The 20,791-nt window shown below is 57.8% G+C and carries 24 protein-coding genes; 9 read left to right on the top strand and 15 right to left on the bottom strand.

Annotated elements, in window-relative coordinates; all coding sequences use genetic code 11:
• Nucleotides 1–15 precede the first annotated feature (15 nt).
• The gene (locus V6Z53_RS27480) at nt 16–867 is read right to left on the bottom strand and encodes an MIP/aquaporin family protein (RefSeq protein WP_338582805.1); all 852 of its coding nucleotides are present in this window, start codon (nt 865–867) and stop codon (nt 16–18) included.
• 338 nt (nt 868–1,205) lie between these two features.
• Between V6Z53_RS27480 and ybaK the strand changes: the two genes are divergently transcribed.
• On the top strand, nt 1,206–1,676 hold the full coding sequence (ybaK, locus tag V6Z53_RS27475; RefSeq protein ID WP_338582803.1) for a Cys-tRNA(Pro) deacylase: 471 nt from the start codon (nt 1,206–1,208) through the stop codon (nt 1,674–1,676).
• 20 nt (nt 1,677–1,696) lie between these two features.
• The gene (locus V6Z53_RS27470; protein WP_338582801.1) at nt 1,697–2,479 is read left to right on the top strand and encodes a PhzF family phenazine biosynthesis protein; all 783 of its coding nucleotides are present in this window, start codon (nt 1,697–1,699) and stop codon (nt 2,477–2,479) included.
• Between the two features lie 114 nt (nt 2,480–2,593).
• On the opposite strand, the gene V6Z53_RS27465 is transcribed toward V6Z53_RS27470, so the two are convergent.
• Nucleotides 2,594–3,703: an ABC transporter ATP-binding protein gene (locus V6Z53_RS27465; protein ID WP_338582799.1), complete on the bottom strand. Its 1,110-nt coding sequence runs from the start codon at nt 3,701–3,703 to the stop codon at nt 2,594–2,596.
• On the bottom strand, nt 3,700–4,620 hold the full coding sequence (gene argF / locus V6Z53_RS27460; protein ID WP_338582797.1) for an ornithine carbamoyltransferase: 921 nt from the start codon (nt 4,618–4,620) through the stop codon (nt 3,700–3,702). Before argF ends, V6Z53_RS27465 begins: the two co-directional genes overlap by 4 nt.
• 406 nt (nt 4,621–5,026) lie before the next feature.
• On the opposite strand from argF, the gene V6Z53_RS27455 reads away from it, so the two are divergent.
• From V6Z53_RS27455 to grxD, 3 genes are all read left to right on the top strand, one after another.
• Entirely contained in the window at nt 5,027–5,317 is a 291-nt protein-coding gene (locus tag V6Z53_RS27455; protein ID WP_338582795.1) for a hypothetical protein, read from the top strand.
• Between the two features lie 135 nt (nt 5,318–5,452).
• Complete coding sequence (locus tag V6Z53_RS27450) at nt 5,453–7,558, top strand: molybdopterin oxidoreductase family protein (RefSeq protein WP_338582793.1); 2,106 nt, start codon at nt 5,453–5,455, stop codon at nt 7,556–7,558.
• A 97-nt stretch (nt 7,559–7,655) separates the two neighbouring features.
• The gene (grxD, locus tag V6Z53_RS27445; RefSeq protein WP_338582791.1) at nt 7,656–7,997 is read left to right on the top strand and encodes a Grx4 family monothiol glutaredoxin; all 342 of its coding nucleotides are present in this window, start codon (nt 7,656–7,658) and stop codon (nt 7,995–7,997) included.
• 89 nt (nt 7,998–8,086) lie between these two features.
• On the opposite strand, the gene bfr is transcribed toward grxD, so the two are convergent.
• Together bfr and V6Z53_RS27435 are read right to left on the bottom strand one after the other, a co-directional pair.
• Entirely contained in the window at nt 8,087–8,563 is a 477-nt protein-coding gene (gene bfr, locus V6Z53_RS27440) for a bacterioferritin (RefSeq protein WP_338582789.1), read from the bottom strand.
• Nucleotides 8,564–8,761: 198 nt separating this feature from the next.
• Nucleotides 8,762–8,980 (bottom strand): bacterioferritin-associated ferredoxin, encoded by a 219-nt coding sequence (locus V6Z53_RS27435; protein WP_056853602.1) that lies wholly within the window; start codon nt 8,978–8,980, stop codon nt 8,762–8,764.
• A gap of 302 nt (nt 8,981–9,282) precedes the next feature.
• On the opposite strand from V6Z53_RS27435, the gene V6Z53_RS27430 reads away from it, so the two are divergent.
• The gene (locus V6Z53_RS27430) at nt 9,283–9,885 is read left to right on the top strand and encodes a peroxiredoxin C (RefSeq protein ID WP_008057532.1); all 603 of its coding nucleotides are present in this window, start codon (nt 9,283–9,285) and stop codon (nt 9,883–9,885) included.
• Between the two features lie 74 nt (nt 9,886–9,959).
• Here V6Z53_RS27430 and rnt read toward each other — a convergent pair whose 3' ends face one another.
• Both rnt and pyrC read right to left on the bottom strand, forming a co-directional pair.
• A complete protein-coding gene (rnt, locus tag V6Z53_RS27425) occupies nt 9,960–10,637 on the bottom strand; it encodes a ribonuclease T (RefSeq protein WP_056853601.1) in 678 nt (225 codons plus the stop codon).
• The gene (gene pyrC / locus V6Z53_RS27420) at nt 10,634–11,680 is read right to left on the bottom strand and encodes a dihydroorotase (protein WP_338582782.1); all 1,047 of its coding nucleotides are present in this window, start codon (nt 11,678–11,680) and stop codon (nt 10,634–10,636) included. The genes rnt and pyrC overlap by 4 nt, the downstream gene beginning before the upstream one ends.
• Nucleotides 11,681–11,839: 159 nt before the next feature.
• Here pyrC and V6Z53_RS27415 point away from each other — a divergent pair, with 159 nt between their 5' ends.
• Together V6Z53_RS27415 and V6Z53_RS27410 are read left to right on the top strand one after the other, a co-directional pair.
• The gene (locus V6Z53_RS27415) at nt 11,840–12,745 is read left to right on the top strand and encodes an OmpA family protein (protein ID WP_338582780.1); all 906 of its coding nucleotides are present in this window, start codon (nt 11,840–11,842) and stop codon (nt 12,743–12,745) included.
• A gap of 129 nt (nt 12,746–12,874) precedes the next feature.
• Nucleotides 12,875–14,092: an argininosuccinate synthase gene (locus tag V6Z53_RS27410; RefSeq protein WP_008032151.1), complete on the top strand. Its 1,218-nt coding sequence runs from the start codon at nt 12,875–12,877 to the stop codon at nt 14,090–14,092.
• An 84-nt stretch (nt 14,093–14,176) separates the two neighbouring features.
• Here the strand turns inward: V6Z53_RS27410 and V6Z53_RS27405 are convergent, their stop codons facing one another.
• Nucleotides 14,177–14,806: a hypothetical protein gene (locus V6Z53_RS27405; RefSeq protein ID WP_338582777.1), complete on the bottom strand. Its 630-nt coding sequence runs from the start codon at nt 14,804–14,806 to the stop codon at nt 14,177–14,179.
• A gap of 520 nt (nt 14,807–15,326) precedes the next feature.
• On the opposite strand from V6Z53_RS27405, the gene V6Z53_RS27400 reads away from it, so the two are divergent.
• Nucleotides 15,327–15,953 carry a response regulator transcription factor gene (locus V6Z53_RS27400; protein WP_338582775.1) on the top strand — a complete coding sequence of 209 codons (627 nt, stop codon included), beginning with the start codon at nt 15,327–15,329 and terminating at the stop codon, nt 15,951–15,953.
• A 90-nt stretch (nt 15,954–16,043) separates the two neighbouring features.
• On the opposite strand, the gene V6Z53_RS27395 is transcribed toward V6Z53_RS27400, so the two are convergent.
• The 7 genes from V6Z53_RS27395 to V6Z53_RS27365 form a co-directional block, all read right to left on the bottom strand.
• On the bottom strand, nt 16,044–16,223 hold the full coding sequence (locus V6Z53_RS27395; protein WP_338582774.1) for a hypothetical protein: 180 nt from the start codon (nt 16,221–16,223) through the stop codon (nt 16,044–16,046).
• Between the two features lie 106 nt (nt 16,224–16,329).
• On the bottom strand, nt 16,330–16,968 hold the full coding sequence (gene nth, locus V6Z53_RS27390; RefSeq protein ID WP_338582772.1) for an endonuclease III: 639 nt from the start codon (nt 16,966–16,968) through the stop codon (nt 16,330–16,332).
• Nucleotides 16,969–16,993: 25 nt separating this feature from the next.
• A complete protein-coding gene (locus tag V6Z53_RS27385; RefSeq protein ID WP_338582770.1) occupies nt 16,994–17,581 on the bottom strand; it encodes an Rnf-Nqr domain containing protein in 588 nt (195 codons plus the stop codon).
• Entirely contained in the window at nt 17,574–18,185 is a 612-nt protein-coding gene (locus tag V6Z53_RS27380) for an RnfABCDGE type electron transport complex subunit G (RefSeq protein ID WP_338582768.1), read from the bottom strand. The genes V6Z53_RS27385 and V6Z53_RS27380 overlap by 8 nt, the downstream gene beginning before the upstream one ends.
• Nucleotides 18,182–19,168 carry an RnfABCDGE type electron transport complex subunit D gene (locus tag V6Z53_RS27375; protein WP_338582766.1) on the bottom strand — a complete coding sequence of 329 codons (987 nt, stop codon included), beginning with the start codon at nt 19,166–19,168 and terminating at the stop codon, nt 18,182–18,184. The genes V6Z53_RS27380 and V6Z53_RS27375 overlap by 4 nt, the downstream gene beginning before the upstream one ends.
• Nucleotides 19,155–20,171, bottom strand: coding sequence for an electron transport complex subunit RsxB (gene rsxB / locus V6Z53_RS27370; RefSeq protein ID WP_338582764.1), 1,017 nt, complete (start codon nt 20,169–20,171; stop codon nt 19,155–19,157). Before rsxB ends, V6Z53_RS27375 begins: the two co-directional genes overlap by 14 nt.
• A complete protein-coding gene (locus V6Z53_RS27365) occupies nt 20,168–20,737 on the bottom strand; it encodes an Rnf-Nqr domain containing protein (protein WP_338582762.1) in 570 nt (189 codons plus the stop codon). The genes rsxB and V6Z53_RS27365 overlap by 4 nt, the downstream gene beginning before the upstream one ends.
• Between the last annotated feature and the right edge of the window lie 54 nt (nt 20,738–20,791).

Genomic DNA, 20,791 nt, shown 5'->3' with positions numbered 1-20,791 from the left:
CATGCGCCAACGGTATCAAGAAATTCTCGGTTTGCCGTCAATGGCCGTTGATGTGTCCTTTGTAGCAGGTACGGCGTTCGGCAGATGACGGGCGATGATTCCGCGGTAAGCCGCTGCGCCGAGGCAGGCACCGACTATCGGTGCGAAAACCGGGATCAGGAAATACGGAATATCGCGCCCGCCGGTGAGGGAAATCTCACCCCAGCCGGCGAAAAAGGTCATCAGCTTAGGGCCGAAGTCACGGGCAGGATTCATTGCAAAACCGGTCAGCGGCCCCATCGAACTGCCAATCACCGCAATCAGCAGGCCGATCAGGATCGGTGCCAGCGGGCCGTTGGGCAGGCCATTGTTGTCGTCGGTCAGCGACATGATCACGCCCATCAAAATGGCGGTGATGATGACTTCGACGAGGAATGCTTGTGCCGTGGACAGGCTCGGGTTGGGGAAGGTGGAAAAGACCGACGCCAATTCCAGGCTGGCTTCGGTGCCGCGAACCATGTGGTGAGTTTGTTCGAAATCGAAGAACAGGTTGCTGTACAGCGTGTACACCAATAGAGCGCCGCAAAAGGCACCAGCCACTTGGGCGAAAATGTAGAAGGGCAATTTGCGCTTTTCGAAGTCGGCAAAAATGCTCAACGCGATGCTCACGGCAGGGTTGAGATGAGCCCCGGAAACGCCTGCGGTCAGGTAGATCGCCATGCTCACGCCGACGCCCCAGATGATGCTGATTTCCCACAAGCCAAAGCTGGCACCCGCGACCTTGAGCGCGGCAACGCAACCTGTACCAAAAAAGATCAGAAGTGCAGTACCCAGAAACTCGGCCATGCATTGGCTCGAGAGCGACGGTTGTTGTAAAGCAGTTGTCATTGAAACCTCATTTTTTTCTTGTCTGGCGCTTTCAGTCCATTGTGGTCAAAGCGCGTTTTTCACCAAGGCAGGATCCCCATCCTGTTCCCGGTTTACAGCAGGGCACTGCGGTAAGACTTTTCGTACAGTTTCAGAAACGAAAAAATATAGACAAGAAACACGGCTGTCAAAGGTCGAAAGTGAACCACTGGTCACAAAGAAACTATTAGTTCGGTGAATGATCGTGACTGGCGACGGTGGGTGGCCTGTTCAAGCGGCGCCCGGATAGAGCCTTTTGCGGATCAATGTCCTAGAATTCGGCGCAGGATTTTTCTACTGCCGCCAAGTCTGGAGCTGTCATGACACCCGCATTGGATTTGCTGAAAAAGGTTCGGGCCGAACACCGTGTGCACAGTTATGAACACGACCCGAAGGCTGCGTCCTACGGGCTGGAAGCGGCGGAAAAGCTCGGACTGGACCCGGCGCAAGTGTTCAAGACCTTGCTGGCGGCCAGTGAAAAAGGTGAGTTGCTGGTGGCAGTTGTGCCGGTTGGCGGGACTCTGGATTTGAAAGCACTGGCCCATGCGGCCGGGGTGAAGAAAGTCGAAATGGCCGACCCGGCGGCGGCCCAGCGTTCCACCGGTTATCTGTTGGGGGGCATCAGTCCGTTGGGGCAGAAGAAGCGCTTGCGCACTTTTATCGACAATTCGGCCCAGCCCTTTGCGAGCATTTTTGTCAGCGCGGGGCGCCGTGGCCTGGAAGTCGAACTGGCGCCCGCGGTGCTGGCTGAACATACCCAGGCAACGTTCGCCGATATCGGCCGCGCTTGAGCTTATAAAGGAGAAGTCTCATGCAGCTTGAGTTTCATCAGGTCGATGCGTTCAGTGATCGGCCCTTCAGCGGCAACCCGGCGATGGTTTATCGACTGGATGCATGGCTCGCCGATGAGTTGATGCAAAAGATCGCCGCGGAACACAACCTCGCCGAAACCGCTTTCGTGGTGCGTGAAGGGCGGGGCTGGCACATTCGCTGGTTTACCCCGACCACCGAGGTGCCATTGTGTGGTCACGCGACGCTGGCCAGCGCTTACGTTTTGTTTGAAATCTACAAGGAGCCAGTTGAGCGCCTGGACTTCACTTGCAAGTCCGGCCCGCTGAGTGTGAGTCGTGAGGGTGGGCGTTTGTGGCTGGATTTTCCGTCGATCGTCCCTTCGGAAGTGGGCGTGACCCTGGACGTCGAGCGTGCGCTTGGCGTGGAAGCGGTCGATGTGCTGGGTTCGAACGAGTTGTTCGTGGTGCTGGAGTCCGAGCAGGCCGTGCTCGACTGCAAACCGGACATGGTCGCACTGGCGAAACTGCCATGGCTGGGCGCCATCGTGACTGCGCGGGGCAATAAACACGATTTCGTCTCGCGCTATTTCGCACCGGCGATTGGCATCAATGAAGACCCGGTGACCGGATCGACCCATTGCAGCCTGATTCCGTACTGGTCCAGACGTCTGGGCAAGTCGAGTCTGACGGCTTATCAGTGTTCTGCGCGAGGTGGGGAGTTGTTCTGCCGGCTGGAAGGGGATCGGGTCAAGATAGGCGGGAATGCGACGCTGGTGGCCAGTGGCATGCTGATGTTGGGTTAACGCTGAACTTTGTAGGAGCAAAGCTTGCTCGCGATGAACGATGACACGGTGTATCAGTTAATCCGTGGCGACGCTATCGCGAGCAAGCTTTGCTCCTACAGGAGCGGTGGGTATTCAGTGAGCAGTGCTGTACCGCCGAACCCCCGATTCAACCACCGGAATCTGCGCCGCCATGCTGCCGGATGCCTGAAACAACACCAGGTGCTCCGCCGCGACACGAATGCCAACCTCGGCGCCGATCTGATGATCGACATGGCTCGGGAAGATCGATTCCAGCTGTGCACCCGTCGGCATTTGCAGGCGATAAAGTGTCGAAGCGCCTTGGAACGACTTGCCGACGATCCGCGCTTTTAACGCGCTGTCTGGCGCATAAACGATATCGTCCGGACGCAACAACACATCCACCGCACCACCGACCGGCCAGGTGTAGGCGCGGTTGCCGCGCAATTCACCCAACTCGGTCTGCACCGACTCCGGGCTGCTCAACTGGCCACGAATGAAGTAACCCTGGCCGATGAAGCTGGCCACGTACGGCGTCAGCGGTTCGTGATAGAGGTTGTAGGGCGTATCCCACTGTTCCAGTCGGCCTTCCTTGAACACGCCGACGTGATCGCTGACGGCGAAGGCTTCTTCCTGGTCGTGGGTTACCAGAATCGCGCTGGTGCCGCGAGCCTTGAGAATGTCGCGCACCTCATGGCTGAGCTTGCGGCGCAACTCGCCATCGAGGTTGGAGAACGGTTCGTCGAGCAGCAGCAATTGCGGCTCCGGCGCCAGGGCGCGGGCCAGGGCAACACGCTGCTGTTGACCGCCGGAAAGCTCATGGGGGAAGCGCTTGCCGAGGCCTTTGAGGTTGACCAGTTCCAGCAACTCTTCGGTCACACGATCCTTTTGCGGATGCTTGCGAATGCCGAAGGCGATGTTGTCGGACACGCTCAAGTGCGGAAACAGCGCGTAGTCCTGGAACACCATGCCGATGCGACGTTTCTCCGGCGCGAGGGTGAAACCGGCGCTGGAGATGGTCTCGCCAGCCAACTGGATATCACCTTCGTGCACCGGTTCGAAACCGGCAATGGCGCGCAGGGTGGTGGTCTTGCCGCAACCGGAAGAACCAAGCAGGCAACCGATGTCGCCCGCGTTCAAATGCAGGTTGAGGTTCTGCACCACGCGCTGGTCTTGATAGCCGCAGGCGAGGTTGCGCAGGTTTAGCAGTAATGGCTGGCTCATGCGTGGTGGTACGCCGGCTCGACGAGAAATTCGAGCAGGGCCTTTTGCGCGTGAAGACGGTTTTCAGCCTGATCCCAGGCCACGGAGCGCGAGTCGTCGAGCAGGTCGACGCTGATCTCTTCGCCGCGATGGGCCGGCAGGCAATGCATGAACAGCACGTCGCTGGCGGCCAGATCGAGCAGCGCCCGATTGACCTGATACGGGGCGAACAACTTCAAGCGCTTGGCGGTTTCTTCTTCCTGGCCCATGGAGGTCCAGACGTCGGTGCTCACCAGGTGGGCGCCGCGCACGGCATCCTTCGGATCGCGCACGATGGTGACGCGGTCACCGGCCTTGGCCACGAATTCCGGGTTCGGTTCGTAACCTTCCGGGCAGGCGATGCGCAACTGGAAGTCGAACTGGATGGCCGCTTCTATATAGCTGTTGCACATGTTGTTGCCGTCGCCGATCCAGGCCACTGTCTTGCCCTGGATGGAGCCGCGGTGCTCGAGGAAGGTTTGCATGTCGGCCAGCAACTGGCACGGGTGCAGATCATCGGACAGGCCGTTGATTACCGGCACGCGCGAGTTGGCGGCAAATTCGGTCAAATTGCTGTGGGCAAAGGTTCGGATCATCACCGCGTCGAGCATGCTCGACATGACAATCGCGCAGTCGCCAATCGGCTCGCCACGGCCCAGTTGGGTGTCACGGGGCGACAGGAAAATAGCCTGGCCGCCGAGCTGGATCATGCCGGCTTCGAAGGAAATGCGGGTGCGGGTCGAGGACTTCTCGAAGATCATCCCGAGCACGCGGTTTTTCAGGGGCTCGAACAGTACGCCGCGGTTACGCAGGTCTTTGAGCTCAACGCCTCGACGGATCACGCTGACCAGCTCTTCGGGCGTGCAATCCATCAGGGAGAGAAAGTGCCTTGCGCTCATCATTGACTACCTTTTTGCTACAAACCGCAGATGCTCAAAGCCTTGTTTAACGGAACAACGGGCGAGACCTGCGGCGTAAGCCGCACGGGGCGACGAAATAGGGGAAGGCGCGATCTTATAATTAAATGTCGCGTCTTACCAATAGGGCTACGGTTTTTAGGGGATTTCAGAGGGGCTACGGGATAACCGCAGTAGCGCTTTTGAAGCCTGTTTCCTGACAGCAGCCAGGCATTTGTACACCGCGCCTGCTCAGCTTGGCAATCAGGCTGGGCGGCGGCGGTGCGCTGGTGGTCGGTTTCCGACTGGTTGTTCGCGGGCCTCATGCGCGCGCGTCTGGTCCGAAACATTTGCTAATGCAAAGTGCTGGGTTATAAATAAATCACCAGCGACGCAGGAAGCCACCGCGATGGAATCGAAAGAACAACAGCTAATGGAATTGCTCGGCCTCACGGCCCGCTCCCTGACTCACCTGACCGCCTCCATGACGTCGATGTCCTTCGAATTGCTGCGCAGCAGCGACCCGGTGACCCGGGACGCCGGTCGCCGCATGATCGACCGTATGGCCACCATCAGCACCGGGCTCGACGAGCACTGGCGGTTGATCGGCGAACTGACCGGCGTGCATGTCGCTCACGAGCAGATCGAAACCGTCCAGGAAATCCAGTTGCAGGCGCCGCCCGGACTTCCGGCGAGCTGATCGACGCGGCTAAATCGGCTGGCCTGATGGTCATCGATTCACAAGACGAACGTCGCTGGCGCGGTGGCCGGGCTGGCGCCATAGTTTTGTTCCCGCGGTCGCTATTGCCCGCCCAGAACAAAACAGAGACTGGCCATGACCAAGACTCTCCATCACCGTGCGTGCCACCTGTGTGAAGCCATCTGCGGCCTGACCATCGAAACCACCGAACTCGAAGGCAGCGTGCAGATCACTTCGATCAAGGGCGACCCTCTGGACACATTCAGTCGCGGGCACATCTGCCCGAAGGCTGTCGCCCTGCAAGACATCCAGAACGATCCGGATCGCCTGCATCAACCGATGCGCCGCGTTGGCAGCGAGTGGCAGCCCATCGAATGGGAAGACGCCTTCAACCTTGTCGCCGAACGCCTGGCGGCGATCCAGGAGCGTCACGGGCAAAACTCGGTGGCGGTCTATCAAGGTAACCCCAGCGTGCACAACTATGGGCTGATGACCCACAGCAATTACTTTCTCGGCCTGCTGAAAACCCGCAACCGGTTTTCCGCGACCTCGGTCGACCAATTGCCCCATCACCTGACCAGTCATTTGATGTACGGCCACGGTTTGCTGCTGCCGATCCCGGACATCGATCACACCGGCTTCATGCTGATCCTCGGCGGCAACCCGCTCGCGTCCAACGGCAGCATCATGACCGTGCCGGACGTGGAAAAGCGCTTGAAAGCCATTCAGGCTCGCGGCGGCAGAGTGGTGGTGGTCGACCCGCGTCGCAGCGAAACGGCGGCGATCGCCGATCAGCACCTGTTCGTGCGTCCCGGTGGCGATGCAGCATTGTTGTTTGGGCTGCTCAATACGTTGTTCGCTGAAGGCCTGACCCGCGACAGTCATTTGCCGGTGGAGGGTCTGGATGACGTGCGCGAGGCCATCGCGACGTTCACTGCAGAAGCCATGAGCCCGTTGTGCGCGGTGCCGGTCGAACAGATCCGTCAACTGGCGCGGGATTTCGCGGCAGCGCCAAGCGCGGTTTGCTACGGCCGCATGGGCGTCTCGACCCAGGCGTTCGGCACGCTGTGCCATTGGCTGGTGCAATTGATCAACCTGGTGACCGGCAACCTCGACCGCGAGGGCGGCGCGTTGTGCACCGAGCCGGCGGTGGACCTGGTGGCCTCGACGTCGGGCGGGCATTTCAATCTGTGGCAGAGCCGTGTGTCCGGGCGCCCGGAATATGCCGGTGAGTTGCCGGTGTCGGCGCTGGCCGAAGAGATGCTGACCGAAGGGGAAGGGCAGGTTCGAGCGTTGATCACCGTAGCCGGCAATCCGGTGCTGTCCACACCGAACGGGCGTCAACTGGAGCAAGCGCTGGACGGCCTGGAGTTCATGGTCAGCGTCGACTTGTACATCAACGAAACCACGCGATACGCCGATCTGATCCTGCCGTCCACCTCGGCGCTGGAAAACGATCACTACGACACCACGTTCAACATGTTTGCGGTGCGCAACGTCAGCCGTTTCAATCGGGCGATTCTCGCCAAACCCGAGGGTGCGTTGCACGACTGGGAGATTTTCGTTGGGCTGGCCAAGGCGTTTGCCGCGAAAACCGGCAAGGAGCTGAAGCCGACCATTGCTCCGGCGCAGATGATCGATCGCGGCTTGCGCATGGGGTTGTATGGCGATGCTTCCGAGCACCAATTGTCATTGGCGACTTTGTTCGATCATCCTCACGGGGTTGATCTGGGAGCACTGAAACCTAATCTGGCGCCACGCCTGAAAACCGCCAATCAGCGAATTCATGCCGCGCCTGCCGCGATCCTTGCCGACCTGGCGCGCTTCGCGGCATTGCAGGCCCCGGCCGCTGATGAGCTGCTGATGATCGGCCGCCGTCATGTACGCAGCAACAATTCGTGGATGCACAACTACCATCGCCTGGTAAAGGGCAAACCGCGCCATCAGTTGTTGATGAACCCGGAGGATCTGGCCAGTCGGGGATTGAGCGACGGTCAGCGTGTGCAGGTCAGTTCACGAGTTGGCGTCATCGAAGTGGAAGTACTCGGCAGCCCGGATATGATGAAAGGAGTGGTCAGCCTTCCGCACGGTTGGGGTCATGCGCGACCGGGTGTGCAAATGACGATTGCCAGTGGCCAGCCGGGTTCCAGCGCCAATGACCTGACCGACGAGTGTCAGCTCGACGAATTGTCGGGAAATGCGGCGTTGAACGGCGTGCCAGTGACCGTGGCAGCGGCTTGATCGTATCTGACGGAGAGACCGAGCATGGCGCTCGGCTTTCCGTTACAATGCGCCACCGTGCCGACCCATGAGTCGGAAAGTTCAGCCGAGGTGCTCCATGGATATCATCGAAACGATTAAAGAGCAGATTGCCAACAACACCATTCTGCTTTACATGAAAGGCTCGCCGAATGCCCCGCAGTGCGGCTTCTCCGCTAAAGCCTCACAGGCCGTGATGGCATGTGGTGAAAAGTTTGCGTACGTGGACATCCTGCAGAACCCGGAAATCCGCGCCAACCTGCCAAAATACGCCAACTGGCCAACCTTCCCGCAACTGTGGGTCGGTGGTGAGCTGGTCGGCGGTAGCGACATCATGACCGAGATGGCTGCAGACGGTTCGCTGCAAACCACCATCAAGGCTGCTGTCGAAGCCGCTGCTGCTGCCAAGACCGAAGCCTGATTTGCTCCTTAAACGGCAGACATAAAAAAGCCCCGCCTCTTTAAAAGAGTGCGGGGCTTTTTATTGCGTCGAGATTATTGGCGCAGAACTTATTCGTCTTCACCCATCTGCGATTGCAGATAGTTCTCGATACCAATCTTGTCGATCAGGCCAAGTTGGGTTTCCAGCCAGTCGATATGTTCTTCTTCGGACTCGAGGATGTCTTCAAGCAGTTCACGGCTACCGAAGTCGCCGACTTTTTCGCAATGAGCGATCGCTACCTTCAGATCGGCATGGCCGGTCTTCTCGATACGCAGGTCACACTCGATCATTTCCTTGGTGTGCTCGCCGATGTGCAGCTTGCCCAGGTCCTGGACGTTCGGCAGGCCTTCAAGGAACAGGATGCGCTTGATCAGCTTGTCCGCGTGTTTCATCTCGTCGATGGATTCGTGGTACTCGTGCTTGCCCAGCTTGTTCAGACCCCAATCTTCATACATCCGCGCATGCAGAAAGTATTGGTTGATCGCGACCAGCTCATTGGCAAGGATCTTGTTGAGATGCTGGATGACTGTAATGTCGCCTTTCATGATGGGGTCCTGCCCTGTATTAGCTGTCTATAAGGCAGAGTTTGAGCCGCGCAATTAAGGGTGTCAAACCTAAGTTATTGAATAATATATGAAAATTAATCGGAATAAGAATGTTTGTGTTCCGCGTCTAGAGCATAACTAGTTGATTTTCAGGCATAAAAAAACCGGACATGAGTCCGGTTCTTTGAAATTCGGTATTTACGCAGCTGTAAATTCTGCTGGAAAAGGAATCGCGGCCTGGGCTGTCTGCAGCTCCATCAGCGTTTCGCGAACCACTTCCTTGGCAAGACAGGCACATTTGCCACACTGACTGGCAACGCCGGTGGCCAAACGGACTTCTTTGTAGCTGCAGCATCCTTCATAGATCGCATCGCGGATTTTACCGTCGGTGACGCCAGTGCAGAGGCAAACATACATAGAGAAGACCGTCGCTTGTTTATGTCTCGAATGCGATGGATCTTAATGTTAACGAGAATGATTGTCAAAGTGCTTTGCGGGCACTTTTCGCCAAGGCTGACGAACGGTTTTCCTTCAGCGGCGCAGGAGCGTTTTTGCCGTGGTGATTTTGCGTCTGCGGGAAAAACCGTTGAGGACAGGTCAAACACGCAGTGTATGATGGCCGGTCTTTTCGAAACGGGTTCGTGTCACAGGGCTGTCGTCTATGGATGGCAGGCTGATGCGAACCATGTTTTTCACGCTTCTACACCAGGAGATATCCAATGAGCGTACTCGTAGGCAAACAAGCCCCTGACTTCACCGTACCGGCCGTACTCGGCAATGGCGAAATCGTAGACAGCTTCACCCTGTCGTCGGCCATCAAAGGCAAATACGGCCTGGTGTTCTTCTACCCACTGGACTTCACCTTCGTTTGCCCGTCGGAGCTGATCGCTCTGGACAACCGCATGTCCGAGTTCAAGGCACGCAACGTTGAAGTGGTCGCTGTGTCGATCGATTCGCACTTCACCCACAACGCCTGGCGCAACACCCCGGTAAACGATGGTGGTATCGGCGCAGTTCGTTACACCATGGCTGCCGACATCAAGCAGGAAATCATGAAGGCCTACGACGTTCAGTCCGCTGACGGCGTTGCATTCCGTGGCGCGTTCCTGATCGACGACAAAGGCGTTGTCCGTTCGCAGATCATCAACGACCTGCCGCTGGGCCGTAACATGGAAGAGCTGCTGCGTCTGGTTGACGCTCTGCAATTCCACGAAGAGCACGGCGAAGTCTGCCCTGCCAACTGGAAGAAAGGCGACAAAGGCATGAACGCTTCGCCAGAAGGCGTTGCGGCTTACCTGACCGAGCACGCTGCCGCTCTGTAAGGCACGCCCCAGGTAAAAAAAAAACCGGCCATCGAGGCCGGTTTTTTTATGGGCGGGATTTAACCGATGACCGGTCAGTCGTCGAAATCTTCCCAGCCACCCATCTGTTTCCAGCGATTGACGATGCCGCAGAACAGCTCAGCGGTCTTCTCGGTGTCATAGCGAGCCGAGTGAGCCTCGCGACCGTCGAAGTCGATGTCCGCTGCCTGGCAGGCTTTGGCGAGTACGGTTTGACCGTAGGCCAGGCCGGCGAGGGTCGCGGTGTCGAAACTGGAGAATGGATGGAACGGGTTGCGCTTCATGTCCAGACGCGCAACCGCTGCGTTGAGGAAGCCCAGGTCAAAACTGCTGTTGTGCCCGACCAGAATCGCCCGTTTGCAGCCGTTGGCCTTCAGTGCCTTGCGCACGCCGCGGAAGATATCGTTCAGGGCCGTCTCTTCACTCACTGCCATGCGCAGTGGGTGATCGAGCTTGATCCCGGTGAACTCCAGGGCGGCGGCTTCGACGTTCGCGCCTTCGAAAGGCTCGACGCGGAAGAAGTAGGTGTGATCAGGGTAAACAAAACCCTTTTCATCCATGGCGATGGTGGTCGCGGCGATTTCCAGCAGGGCGTCGGTGGCCGAGTTGAAGCCACCGGTTTCTACGTCGACGACAACGGGCAGGTAGCCACGAAACCGTGCGGCCATCGGGTGACGGGAACCGCCGCCACCGCCTTGACCTTCCTGTTCGTCGTCGAAATGGTCTTCACTCACGCGTGTTCCTCCAGCAGGCGCCAGCGCAGTTTTTCACCGGCGCGCAGCGGGATAACGGTCAGCTCGCCGAACGGCAGGCTGGTCGGGGCGGTCCATTCTTCGCGAACCAGGGTAATGCGATCGGTGTTCGCCGGCAGGCCATAGAAACGCGGGCCATTGAGGCTGGCGAAGGCTTCGAGCTTGTCCAGCGCGTTGCGCTGTTCGAACGCTTCGGCGTACATCTCGATCGCCGCGTAAGCGGTGTAGCAACCGGCGCAACCGCAGGCGGCTTCCTTGGCATGCTGGGCGTGGGGCGCCGAGTCGGTGCCGAGGAAGAACTTTTCGCTGCCGCTGGTGGCGGCGTCGAGCAGGGCTTCCTGGTGCGTGTTGCGCTTGAGGATCGGCAAGCAGTAGAAGTGCGGCCGAATCCCGCCCACCAGCATGTGGTTGCGGTTGTACAAAAGGTGATGCGCGGTGATGGTCGCGCCAACGTTGGCCGGGGCCGAGTTGACGAACTGCACGGCGTCGCCGGTGGTGATGTGTTCAAACACCACTTTGAGCGTAGGGAAACGCTCGACCACACGACGCATGTGCTCATCGATGAAGATTTTTTCGCGGTCGAACACGTCGACATCGCCGCGGGTGACTTCACCGTGGATCAACAAAGGCATCCCGACTTCGGCCATGGCCTCGATCGCCGGAAAAATCTTGTCGATGCTGGTGACGCCAGAGTCCGAGTTGGTGGTCGCGCCGGCCGGGTACAGCTTGGCGGCGTGCACGAAGCCGCTGGCCTTGGCCTCGCGGATTTCTTCAGGCTGGGTGCGGTCGGTGAGGTACAGCACCATCAGCGGTTCGAACGAACTGCCGGCCGGGCGGGCAGCGAGGATCCGCTGGCGGTAGCCGTCGGCCTCAGCCGCATTGCGGACCGGAGGTACCAGGTTGGGCATGATGATCGCGCGACCAAAGGTGCGCGCGACATCCGCGACGGTATTGGTCAACACAGCACCATCGCGAAGATGAATGTGCCAGTCGTCGGGACGCAGCAGGGTCAGGCGGTCGGACATGAGGGGATTCCAGGCGGGTCAAACTGAGGGGAATGCTACCGGAAAAGACTCTTGCAGGCACTCGCTATCAAGTTTTGCCGCAAGCTTCCGATATCCAACAGGTATGCCGTAAACATCTGTGTGTCGGTCTTTTTGTTGTCGAAGCCAGTGGAGCCTCCCGTGCGCCAGCGTTATTTAGCCTTGCTCAGTGTGTTTGCCAGCCTTCCTGCGATGGCGCTCACTTTCCAGACTCGTCTGGAGAGCATTGAGTGGACGGTCGAAGGTGACAAGTTCGAGTGCCGCCTGACTCAGCCGATCACCGATTTCGGTTCGGGCCAGTTCGTGCGTCGCGCAGGCGAGCAGGCGACGTTTCGTCTGAATGCCTACAACGCAATGATGGGCGGTGGCTCGGCTACCCTGTTGGCGGCCGCTGCGCCGTGGCAGCCGGGGCGTGGCGACATCAATCTGGGCACGGTGAGGATCGGCAGCGGTAATGTCCTGTTCAACAGTTCTCAGGTTCAGGCCGGGCGTTTGATCAGTGGTCTGATGGACGGGCGCAGTCCCGTGGTCCGGCATGCCTCGGGCGATGGCCGGGTATCGGAAGTGCGCTTGTTGCCGGTCAAGTTCAACAAGGCTTTTGCTGATTATCAGGGCTGCGTGGCCAAGCTGTTGCCGCAGAACTTCGATCAGGTGAAGCAATCCGAAGTTGGTTTCCCAGGCGGTGGTATCGATCTGGACGCAGCCGCGAAAGCCAAGTTGCAGGTAATGCTGGAGTTCATGAAGGCTGATCCGACGGTCAATCACATCGAACTCGACGGCCATTCCGACAACAGCGGCAATCGCCTGACCAATCGTGACCTGTCGCGACGCCGGGCATTGGCGGTGATGGAGTTCTTCAAGGCCAACGGCATCCTCGAATCGCAAATCACCATGCGTTTCCACGGCGAGCGTTATCCGCTGGCGCCGAATTCCAACAACGCCAACCGCTCGAAAAACCGCCGGGTAGCCGTACGCCTGGAGCGAGGCGCGCCACCAGAACAAGTGGCCCCTCAAGCAACGAAACCCGTCACGTCAGCAACTTCCTGACTCATCGGTCATCGTCGCGCTCTCGACATAATCTGTCGCTTCGTCGTCATAAGCTGTCGCGCCACTGTAAATTATTCTGTATGAGCGGTAGACTTCCCGGCTTTCCGTAGAACCCCGTGGAGTGATGGCATGGCGGACGTAAACAAGGTCGTTCTGGCGTATTCCGGCGGCCTGGACACTTCGGTGATCCTCAAGTGGCTGCAGGATACTTATAACTGTGAAGTCGTGACCTTCACCGCTGACCTGGGTCAGGGCGAAGAGGTCGAACCGGCACGCGCCAAGGCTCAGGCCATGGGCGTCAAAGAAATCTACATCGACGACCTGCGCGAAGAATTCGTGCGCGATTTCGTGTTCCCGATGTTCCGCGCCAATACCGTTTACGAAGGCGAGTACCTGCTGGGTACTTCCATCGCTCGTCCGTTGATCGCCAAACGCCTGATCGAAATCGCCAACGAAACCGGCGCTGACGCCATTTCCCACGGCGCCACCGGCAAGGGTAACGACCAGGTTCGTTTCGAACTGGGCGCCTACGCCTTGAAACCAGGTGTGAAAGTGATCGCTCCGTGGCGCGAATGGGACCTGCTGTCCCGTGAGAAGCTGATGGATTACGCTGAAAAGCACGCGATCCCGATCGAGCGCCACGGCAAGAAAAAATCCCCGTACTCGATGGATGCCAACCTGCTGCACATCTCCTATGAAGGCGGCGTGCTGGAAGACACCTGGACCGAGCACGAAGAAGACATGTGGAAATGGACCGTCTCCCCGGAGAAGGCTCCTGACAAAGCGCAGTACCTGGAACTGACCTACCGCAACGGCGACATCGTCGCACTGGACGGCGTCGAAATGACCCCGGCCACCGTGCTGGCGACCCTGAACCGTATCGGTGGCGAACACGGTATCGGTCGTCTGGACATCGTCGAGAACCGTTACGTGGGCATGAAGTCCCGTGGCTGTTACGAAACCCCAGGCGGCACCATCATGCTGCGCGCTCACCGTGCGATCGAGTCGATCACCCTGGACCGCGAAGTCGCTCACCTCAAAGACGAGTTGATGCCGAAGTACGCCAGTCTGATCTACACCGGTTACTGGTGGAGCCCTGAGCGTCTGATGCTGCAACAGATGATCGATGCGTCCCAGGCTCACGTGAATGGCGTTGTGCGCCTGAAGCTGTACAAGGGCAACGTGATCGTCACCGGTCGCAAGTCCGATGAGTCGTTGTTCGACGCCAACATTGCCACCTTCGAAGAAGATGGCGGCGCCTACAACCAGGCCGACGCAGCGGGCTTCATCAAGCTCAACGCGCTGCGCATGCGCATCGCCGCCAACAAAGGCCGCAAGCTGTTCTAAGGCCTTGAGCGGGTAATGGATGGGTGGTCTCGTCAGCGACGAGGCCACCGATCTGAAAGCGTTTTCGCTGTCGATTGTTGTGTGTCAGTCGCTGCACTGATCAATCACCGTCATCCCATGTGAACTCAAATTGTAAACAACGCAGAAAGTGGCATTGCCGCGTTTTTTTGCCTGTTTTGAGTATTTGAGTGCGCATTCTTTAAGCAATCTTTCTGAATCCTCACCTGTGAGAAACAGAAATACGTGAGCCTGTCTTTCCGGTAATTCCTCTGTCTTTTCCAGCAACGTGCTGAATTCCATTTTTTTGCTCATCCAGCGTGCATCGATGATGTACAGGTCTGCCAGTGACTCGTGCAACCGAACGTGATGCTTAACCGTGCGCGTCTCGACTGGTGGAGCTTGTGCAGTACAAGGACTGGTGGGCCGACGATCTTTTATGGACCCATCCCGCTGGGTCTCACCGTCCAGTACTTTTAGGAAGTCCTTTCCCTTTGCGAAGTCTGAAGGCGCGTACAACGACCGGTAGTTGAAATTGAGCGTGGCGAAGAACAGGAGCAGCAAGTAAAAAGGAAAAACTATCAGGAACCAGATGTAGATTTCCCGTTCTTTGTTATCCAGAAAAGGCAGTGAAACGGCAGCGGAAGTTTCCGACAGGGTCGCGAATATGGCAATAACAGTAATAGGGTTGGTGATTCTCTTTTGGTTTTTTATCATGTTGTCTACTCATTTTGTTTTGTCTTTTCTCGAAAATTGAATGAAGGATTGTGTTTGGTTTGTGGGTTTTTGGGTTTGAATATTTATTTTGAATATACCTCGTTTGGGTGGTGCTGGTTTGTTTGTACGCTATTAATGATTGTTCAGTTTTTATTTTTCGCTGTAAGAGTATGTGGATACTTCGTGTGTGATATTTCTGTTATGAGTCAGATCGTCGTAAATAGTCGTTACTTTTAAGTTGGATTTGCTACTGGAGGCTCGTTGAATTGTTACTGCGGAGCGCGTTGTCCAGTTTTTTAGTTGTAAGTCGATACAAAAAACTTCCTGAAAAAATCGCTTGCGTAACGCCGATACAGTTTTTGCTACGCTGAGTTCGAGGAGTTTTTGTAAGATTAATCCGCGATGTTTGTAGGGAATGTCTCTCGGTGCGGGTGGCCGGGGGGAGCGGCATGCCATGGGGGAAACGACTAGGCTATTGTGCGGGCTCTAAAAATTCGAACAGCGAAAATTGGACTTGCCCATGAATAAAGTGCTGATCGTGGATGATCACCCCGTCATTCGTCTTGCGGTACGTATGCTGATGGAGCGTCATGGCTACGAAGTCATCGCAGAAACGGATAATGGCGTGGATGCATTGCAACTTGCCCGTGAACATATGCCGGATATTGTCATTCTGGATATAGGAATACCGAAACTGGATGGGCTGGAAGTTATTGCACGACTGTCCTCGGCAGCGATGCCCATGAAAGTTCTGATATTGACTTCCCAGGCGCCGGGGCACTTTTCCATGCGATGCATGCAGTCGGGGGCCGCCGGCTACGTCTGCAAACAACAGGATCTAACGGAACTGCTCAGTGCAATAAAGGCGGTTTTGTCCGGCTACAGTTACTTCCCAAATCAAGCCTTGCATACCGTACGTGCCAGTCTGGGCAATGCGAGTGAAGCCGATATGGTGGATCGTCTGTCAGGGCGGGAAATGATGGTTCTGCAACAGTTGGCCAGGGGCAAGACCAATAAGGAAATTGCCGATGGAATGTTCCTCAGCAATAAAACCGTCAGCACTTACAAGACCCGATTGCTGTTGAAGTTGAATGCGCGTTCGCTGGTCGATCTGATCGAGCTGGCTCAGCGCAACGGATTAGTGTGATTTTTATCTGCAATTCCGATGCGCGATGAATGGGCATTTACCGCGGTCGGTACAAAGAAAAAAGCCTCCGTTTCGGGAGGCTTTCAGGTGTCATAAATCAAAGTCGTAATCGGCCAATTGCTTTTGCAGTCGGCGCTCCTCCAGCAGGTTGTCGATGGTGCGGCGCTTGCTCAGGTTGGTTTTCGCTACTTCAACCACAGATTCGGCTTCAGCGTCCTCAACAGGAGTGAAGTCGTCCTCTACGTCCATTTGCTCTTTGCCAGTGCTCATTTAGTTACTCCAGGCTAAGGCTGCCTTTGGGGCTCCTTATATCGACAATCGCCCGGCGGGTAAAAAAGATTTTTTCAATCGATAAATCAATAAATCCAATAGTGGCTCAATCGTCCGAGGTCTTTTGCTTGTATTCGCACAAGTCTTCGATCCGGCAACTGCCGCAACGAGGCTTGCGGGCCAGGCAAACGTAGCGTCCGTGAAGGATCAACCAGTGGTGGGAATCGAGAAGGTATTCCTTGGGCACGAATTTCATCAGTTTTTTCTCGACCTCGACCACATTCTTGCCAGGCGCAATGCCGGTGCGGTTGCTGACCCGGAAAATGTGGGTGTCCACAGCCATGGTCAACTGGCGGAATGCGGTGTTGAGCACCACGTTGGCGGTCTTGCGGCCCACGCCGGGCAGGGCTTCAAGTTCTTCACGAGTCTGCGGCACTTCACCGGCATGACGCTCCACCAGCAAGCGGCAGGTCTCGATCACGTTTTTCGCTTTGCTGTTGAACAGGCCGATGGTCTTGATGTATTCCGACAGCCCTTCGACGCCCAAGGCATGGATTGCCGCGGGTGTATTGGCGACCGGGTACAGTTTTGCCGTGGCCTTGTTGACGCCGACATCGGTCGATTGCGCCGAAAGAATCACCGCAATCAGCAATTCAAACGGGGAGGAATAGGCCAGTTCGGTCTTCGGTTCCGGGTTGTCTTCATGCAACCTGCGGAAAATTTCCAGACGTTTTGCGGCATTCATGGGCAGTGCGTTTCCTCGAAGACAGTCAGTTTGAAAGTGCGGGGTGGTGCCAGGCTTTCCATCCGGCAATCAGCAATCCCAGCAGGATGAAACCACCAGGGGCCAGCGTGGCCAGACGCAAGCCGTCGTCGTCGGTCAGCACCCAGCCTTGCCATTGCGCATGCGTGGCAGCAACCAGCCACGGTAAATGATTGCCGAGTGTGCCGTAACCCACGAGTTCGCGGAGCAGGCCCAGGCCCACCATCAATCCGCCGAACAGGCCGCACAGGCGCAGACGATCTCGCCAAGTGCTTTGAAAGAACCCGCTGTGTTCCAGCACTACGCATTGCAGGGCAATCAACGCCGCGTAGATCCCCACCTGTTGATGCCATTGCAGCGACCAGACTTGCGCGCCGAGTTCGGCGCAACTGGTCAGTGTTGCCGCAAGCAGTACGCTTGCCGGCAAGTGAGTCGCGGGAAGCAGACTCGACCGCAAGGCGTTCATGCCCAGGCCAAAAACACTGATCACGACCATGAACATCAGCCACAGGCCCAGAGCGTTCACCAGTGACCCGGTGGCGCCGATGAGTGGCGCGAGCATCAATGAGTTCTGCAGCAGCGATGATTTACTCATGGGGAGCGCTCCCGAGCAGTTGTTGCCGATGATCATCGAAATAGCGCAGTGCATCGTGGGTGGCGTTGATCACTGCTCTTGAAGTGATGGTCGCCCCGGCAATCTGATCGAACTGTCCTTGATCCTTTTTCAAGGCCCAACCTTTGTCGTCAGGATCAGTTCTGGACTTACCGGAAAGCGTTTGAAGCCAGGCGTTGGGCCAGTCGGCAATTCGCGCGCCGAGTCCCGGGGTTTCGGTTTGCTTGAGGGTTTTGACGCCCATCAGCCTGCCATTGAGGTCGATGGCGATCAGCAAGTCGATAGTGCCTGCATAGCCCACGGTCTGGCTACGCAACAACACGGCGTAAGCCTGGTTGGCCTTGGTCGCCCGGTAGCCCGCCAGCAGCGTGCTGTTGCCCAGTGCGGTGTTTTCGAGTGTGAGCGGTTGCTCCAGCGGCTTATTGTCGTAGCTGTCGGGCGGCAGCAGGTCCAGCAGGTTGCGACTGTCGATCAGGCGCTGCTCAGCCGCGATCCGTGGTGTGCTGTTGTGCTGCGCCAGATAGCTCAGGCCAATCCCGAAGGTAGCCAGTAGCGCCAGGATGACAACGCTCGACGCTCGGCTCATGGCGTAGTCCGCTCCTGTCTGGCCGCGACGAATCGCTCCAGCGCCGGCACACAGAGGTTCATCAACAGCACGGCAAAAGCCACGCCGTCCGGATAGCCGCCCCACGTACGAATCAGATAGGTCAGCAGCCCGACGCCAATGCCATACAGCAGGCGCGCACTCGGGCTTTTGGCGCCCGATACCGGTTCCGTAACGATAAAGAACGCACCGAGCATGCTGGCGCCGGTGAGCAAATGAAACAACGGTGAGCCATGGGAATCGGAGCCCGATCCGTTCCAGCACAACAGACTGATGATGAACAGGCTGGCAAGCATGCCGACCGGCGCATGCCAGCTGAACACGCGTCGTTGCAGCAGAAATGCACCACCCGCGAGAAAGGCCAGATTCACCCATTCCACGCCGTGGCCGCCGAAGCGCCCAAACGCCGGATTCGCCGCGAACAGTTCATCCATGGTCAGGCTTTTGTTGATTCGAAGACTGTCTAGTGCGGTGGCCCGGACCCAGGCGTCCGGGTTTTCGCCGAAACCGAATACTTGTTGGATACCGCCCGACAGATCCATGCCATGGGACGCTGGCCAGTGGGTCATTTGTTGCGGAAACGCCACCATCACCAAGGCAAAACCGAGCATCGCCGGATTGAACGGATTACTGCCGACGCCGCCATACAGATGCTTACCGAAAAGCATGGCCGAGGCAGCGGCACTGACTGTCAGCCACCACGGGCAGTAAGGCGGCAAGGCCAATGCCAGCAGTGTGGCGCTGACGAGAGCGCTGCCGTCGATCAAGGTTGGCTTGAGCGCGCGCTTGCGCAATCGCAGCACCGCCGCTTCAGCGGCCAGCGCGCCGATGCCTGCCAGGATCAGGTTGATCAGCACGCCCCAACCGTAAAACCAGAACAACGCCAGCGTGCCTGGCAGCGTCGCCAGCAGAACCAGCTTCATGGCCTGCTGCAGACGCTCGTCGACCGATTCAAGGGGTGGCATGGGCGTCCACCTGCCGTTCGGCTTCGCGCAGTGCCTGCTCCAGGGCTTCGATCTGCTCGGCCGGTGCTTCGCTGGTTTGGGCTTTCTTCAGCTCGGCGCGGCGCATGGCCAATTGGATCTTCGCCCGTTTCAGCTCGACATCCTTCGCTGGCGCTGGCGCAGAAACGGGCGCCGGTGCTGGTGGCGTGGTGCTTTCCAGCTGCGCCAGGGTTTGTTCAGCGCCTTCAAACTGTTGTTGCAGGACAATCAACTGCGACTGCTGTTCGAAGGTCGGCGGATGACCGAACGCCTTGAGCGACTTGGTCAGTTGCGCGCGGCTCATGGCCACATCGATCTTGGCTTTTTTCAACGCCGCATCGGCATTGGCGACCTTCTGTGCGCGGACGCGCTCAAGGGCGGCCTGCACCGGGTCGAGCTTCACTTCGCTCGGTTGGGCGGCTCGTTGTGCACGGGCCTCGCGCTCGGCGGCTTTTTGTTGTTCCTCGCGCCGCAAACGGGCGTTGCGTTGCTCGAAACGGTCCCGCGCGTGATTGCGTTTGGCGGCGCGGGCGCGTTGCTCTTCAAGACTGAACGCCAGGCCACCGACAATCGGCAGCACCGTGGCCGTTGGCAGCGGATGCATCTCGATGCAGTCCACCGGGCACGGCGCTACGCAGAGGTCACAACCGGTGCACTCGTCGATGATCACCGTGTGCATCAACTTGGCCGCACCCACGATGGCGTCTACCGGGCAGGCCTGAATGCATTTGGTGCAGCCGATGCATTCGGCCTCGCGGATGTAGGCAATTTGCGCCGGAGCCGAACCCCGGCCGACATCCAGTTCCAGCACCGGCACGTTCAGCAGTTCGGCCAGGGCGTTGATGGTTTCGTTGCCACCCGGTGGGCACTTGTTGATCGGCTCGCCGCTGGCGATGCCTTCGGCGTAGGGCTTGCATCCGGGATGGCCGCACTTGCCGCATTGGGTCTGCGGCAAGAGCGCGTCGATGCGTTGAATCAGACTCATGTTTTGATCAGTCCGCTGAATCCGAGAAAGGCCACTGCGATCAATCCGGCGCCGATCAGATCGATCGGCAAGCCACGAAAGGGCAGGGGAACATCATTATCAAGTGTGCGCTGGCGCAGGTCATTGAACAGGCTCAGTACCAGCCAGAAACCCAGCCCGGCACCGAGGTTGAGGGCTGCGGCGTGAAACAAACCACGGTCATCCTGGACGTTGAGCAACGCCACCCCAAGCACGCCCGCGTTGCCCAACAGCAGCGGCCAAAGGCCTTCGAACGACAACTTCGAAAAGGCCTTTGAAAGCACCTTCAGTAGTGGGCCGATCAGCAAAACGCTTAGCGGTAGAAACACGAACAGACGCAGGGCTGTCAGATCCAGTGGCATCAGCAGCCAGTGATAGAGCGCGTAGCCGATCATGCCGGTGATCAGCATCAAACACGTGGTCGCGATACCCAGCGCATGGACCTGCCGCCGCTCGCTGGCCAACAGCGGATCGACGCCCAGTGGCCAGTGCAACACGAGGTTGTTGATCAAGGCTGTGCTGATGAGCGTAAGCAGTGCTTCGGTCATGATCGTCCATATCCGATGCTGGATAACTCCTGAAAGAAGCCAGACCTGATAGAT

Origin of the sequence: Pseudomonas sp. MAG733B, from assembly GCF_036884845.1 — a bacterium.
Classification (GTDB): Bacteria; Pseudomonadota; Gammaproteobacteria; order Pseudomonadales; family Pseudomonadaceae; genus Aquipseudomonas.
This window is presented reverse-complemented; position numbering and strand designations above follow the sequence as displayed.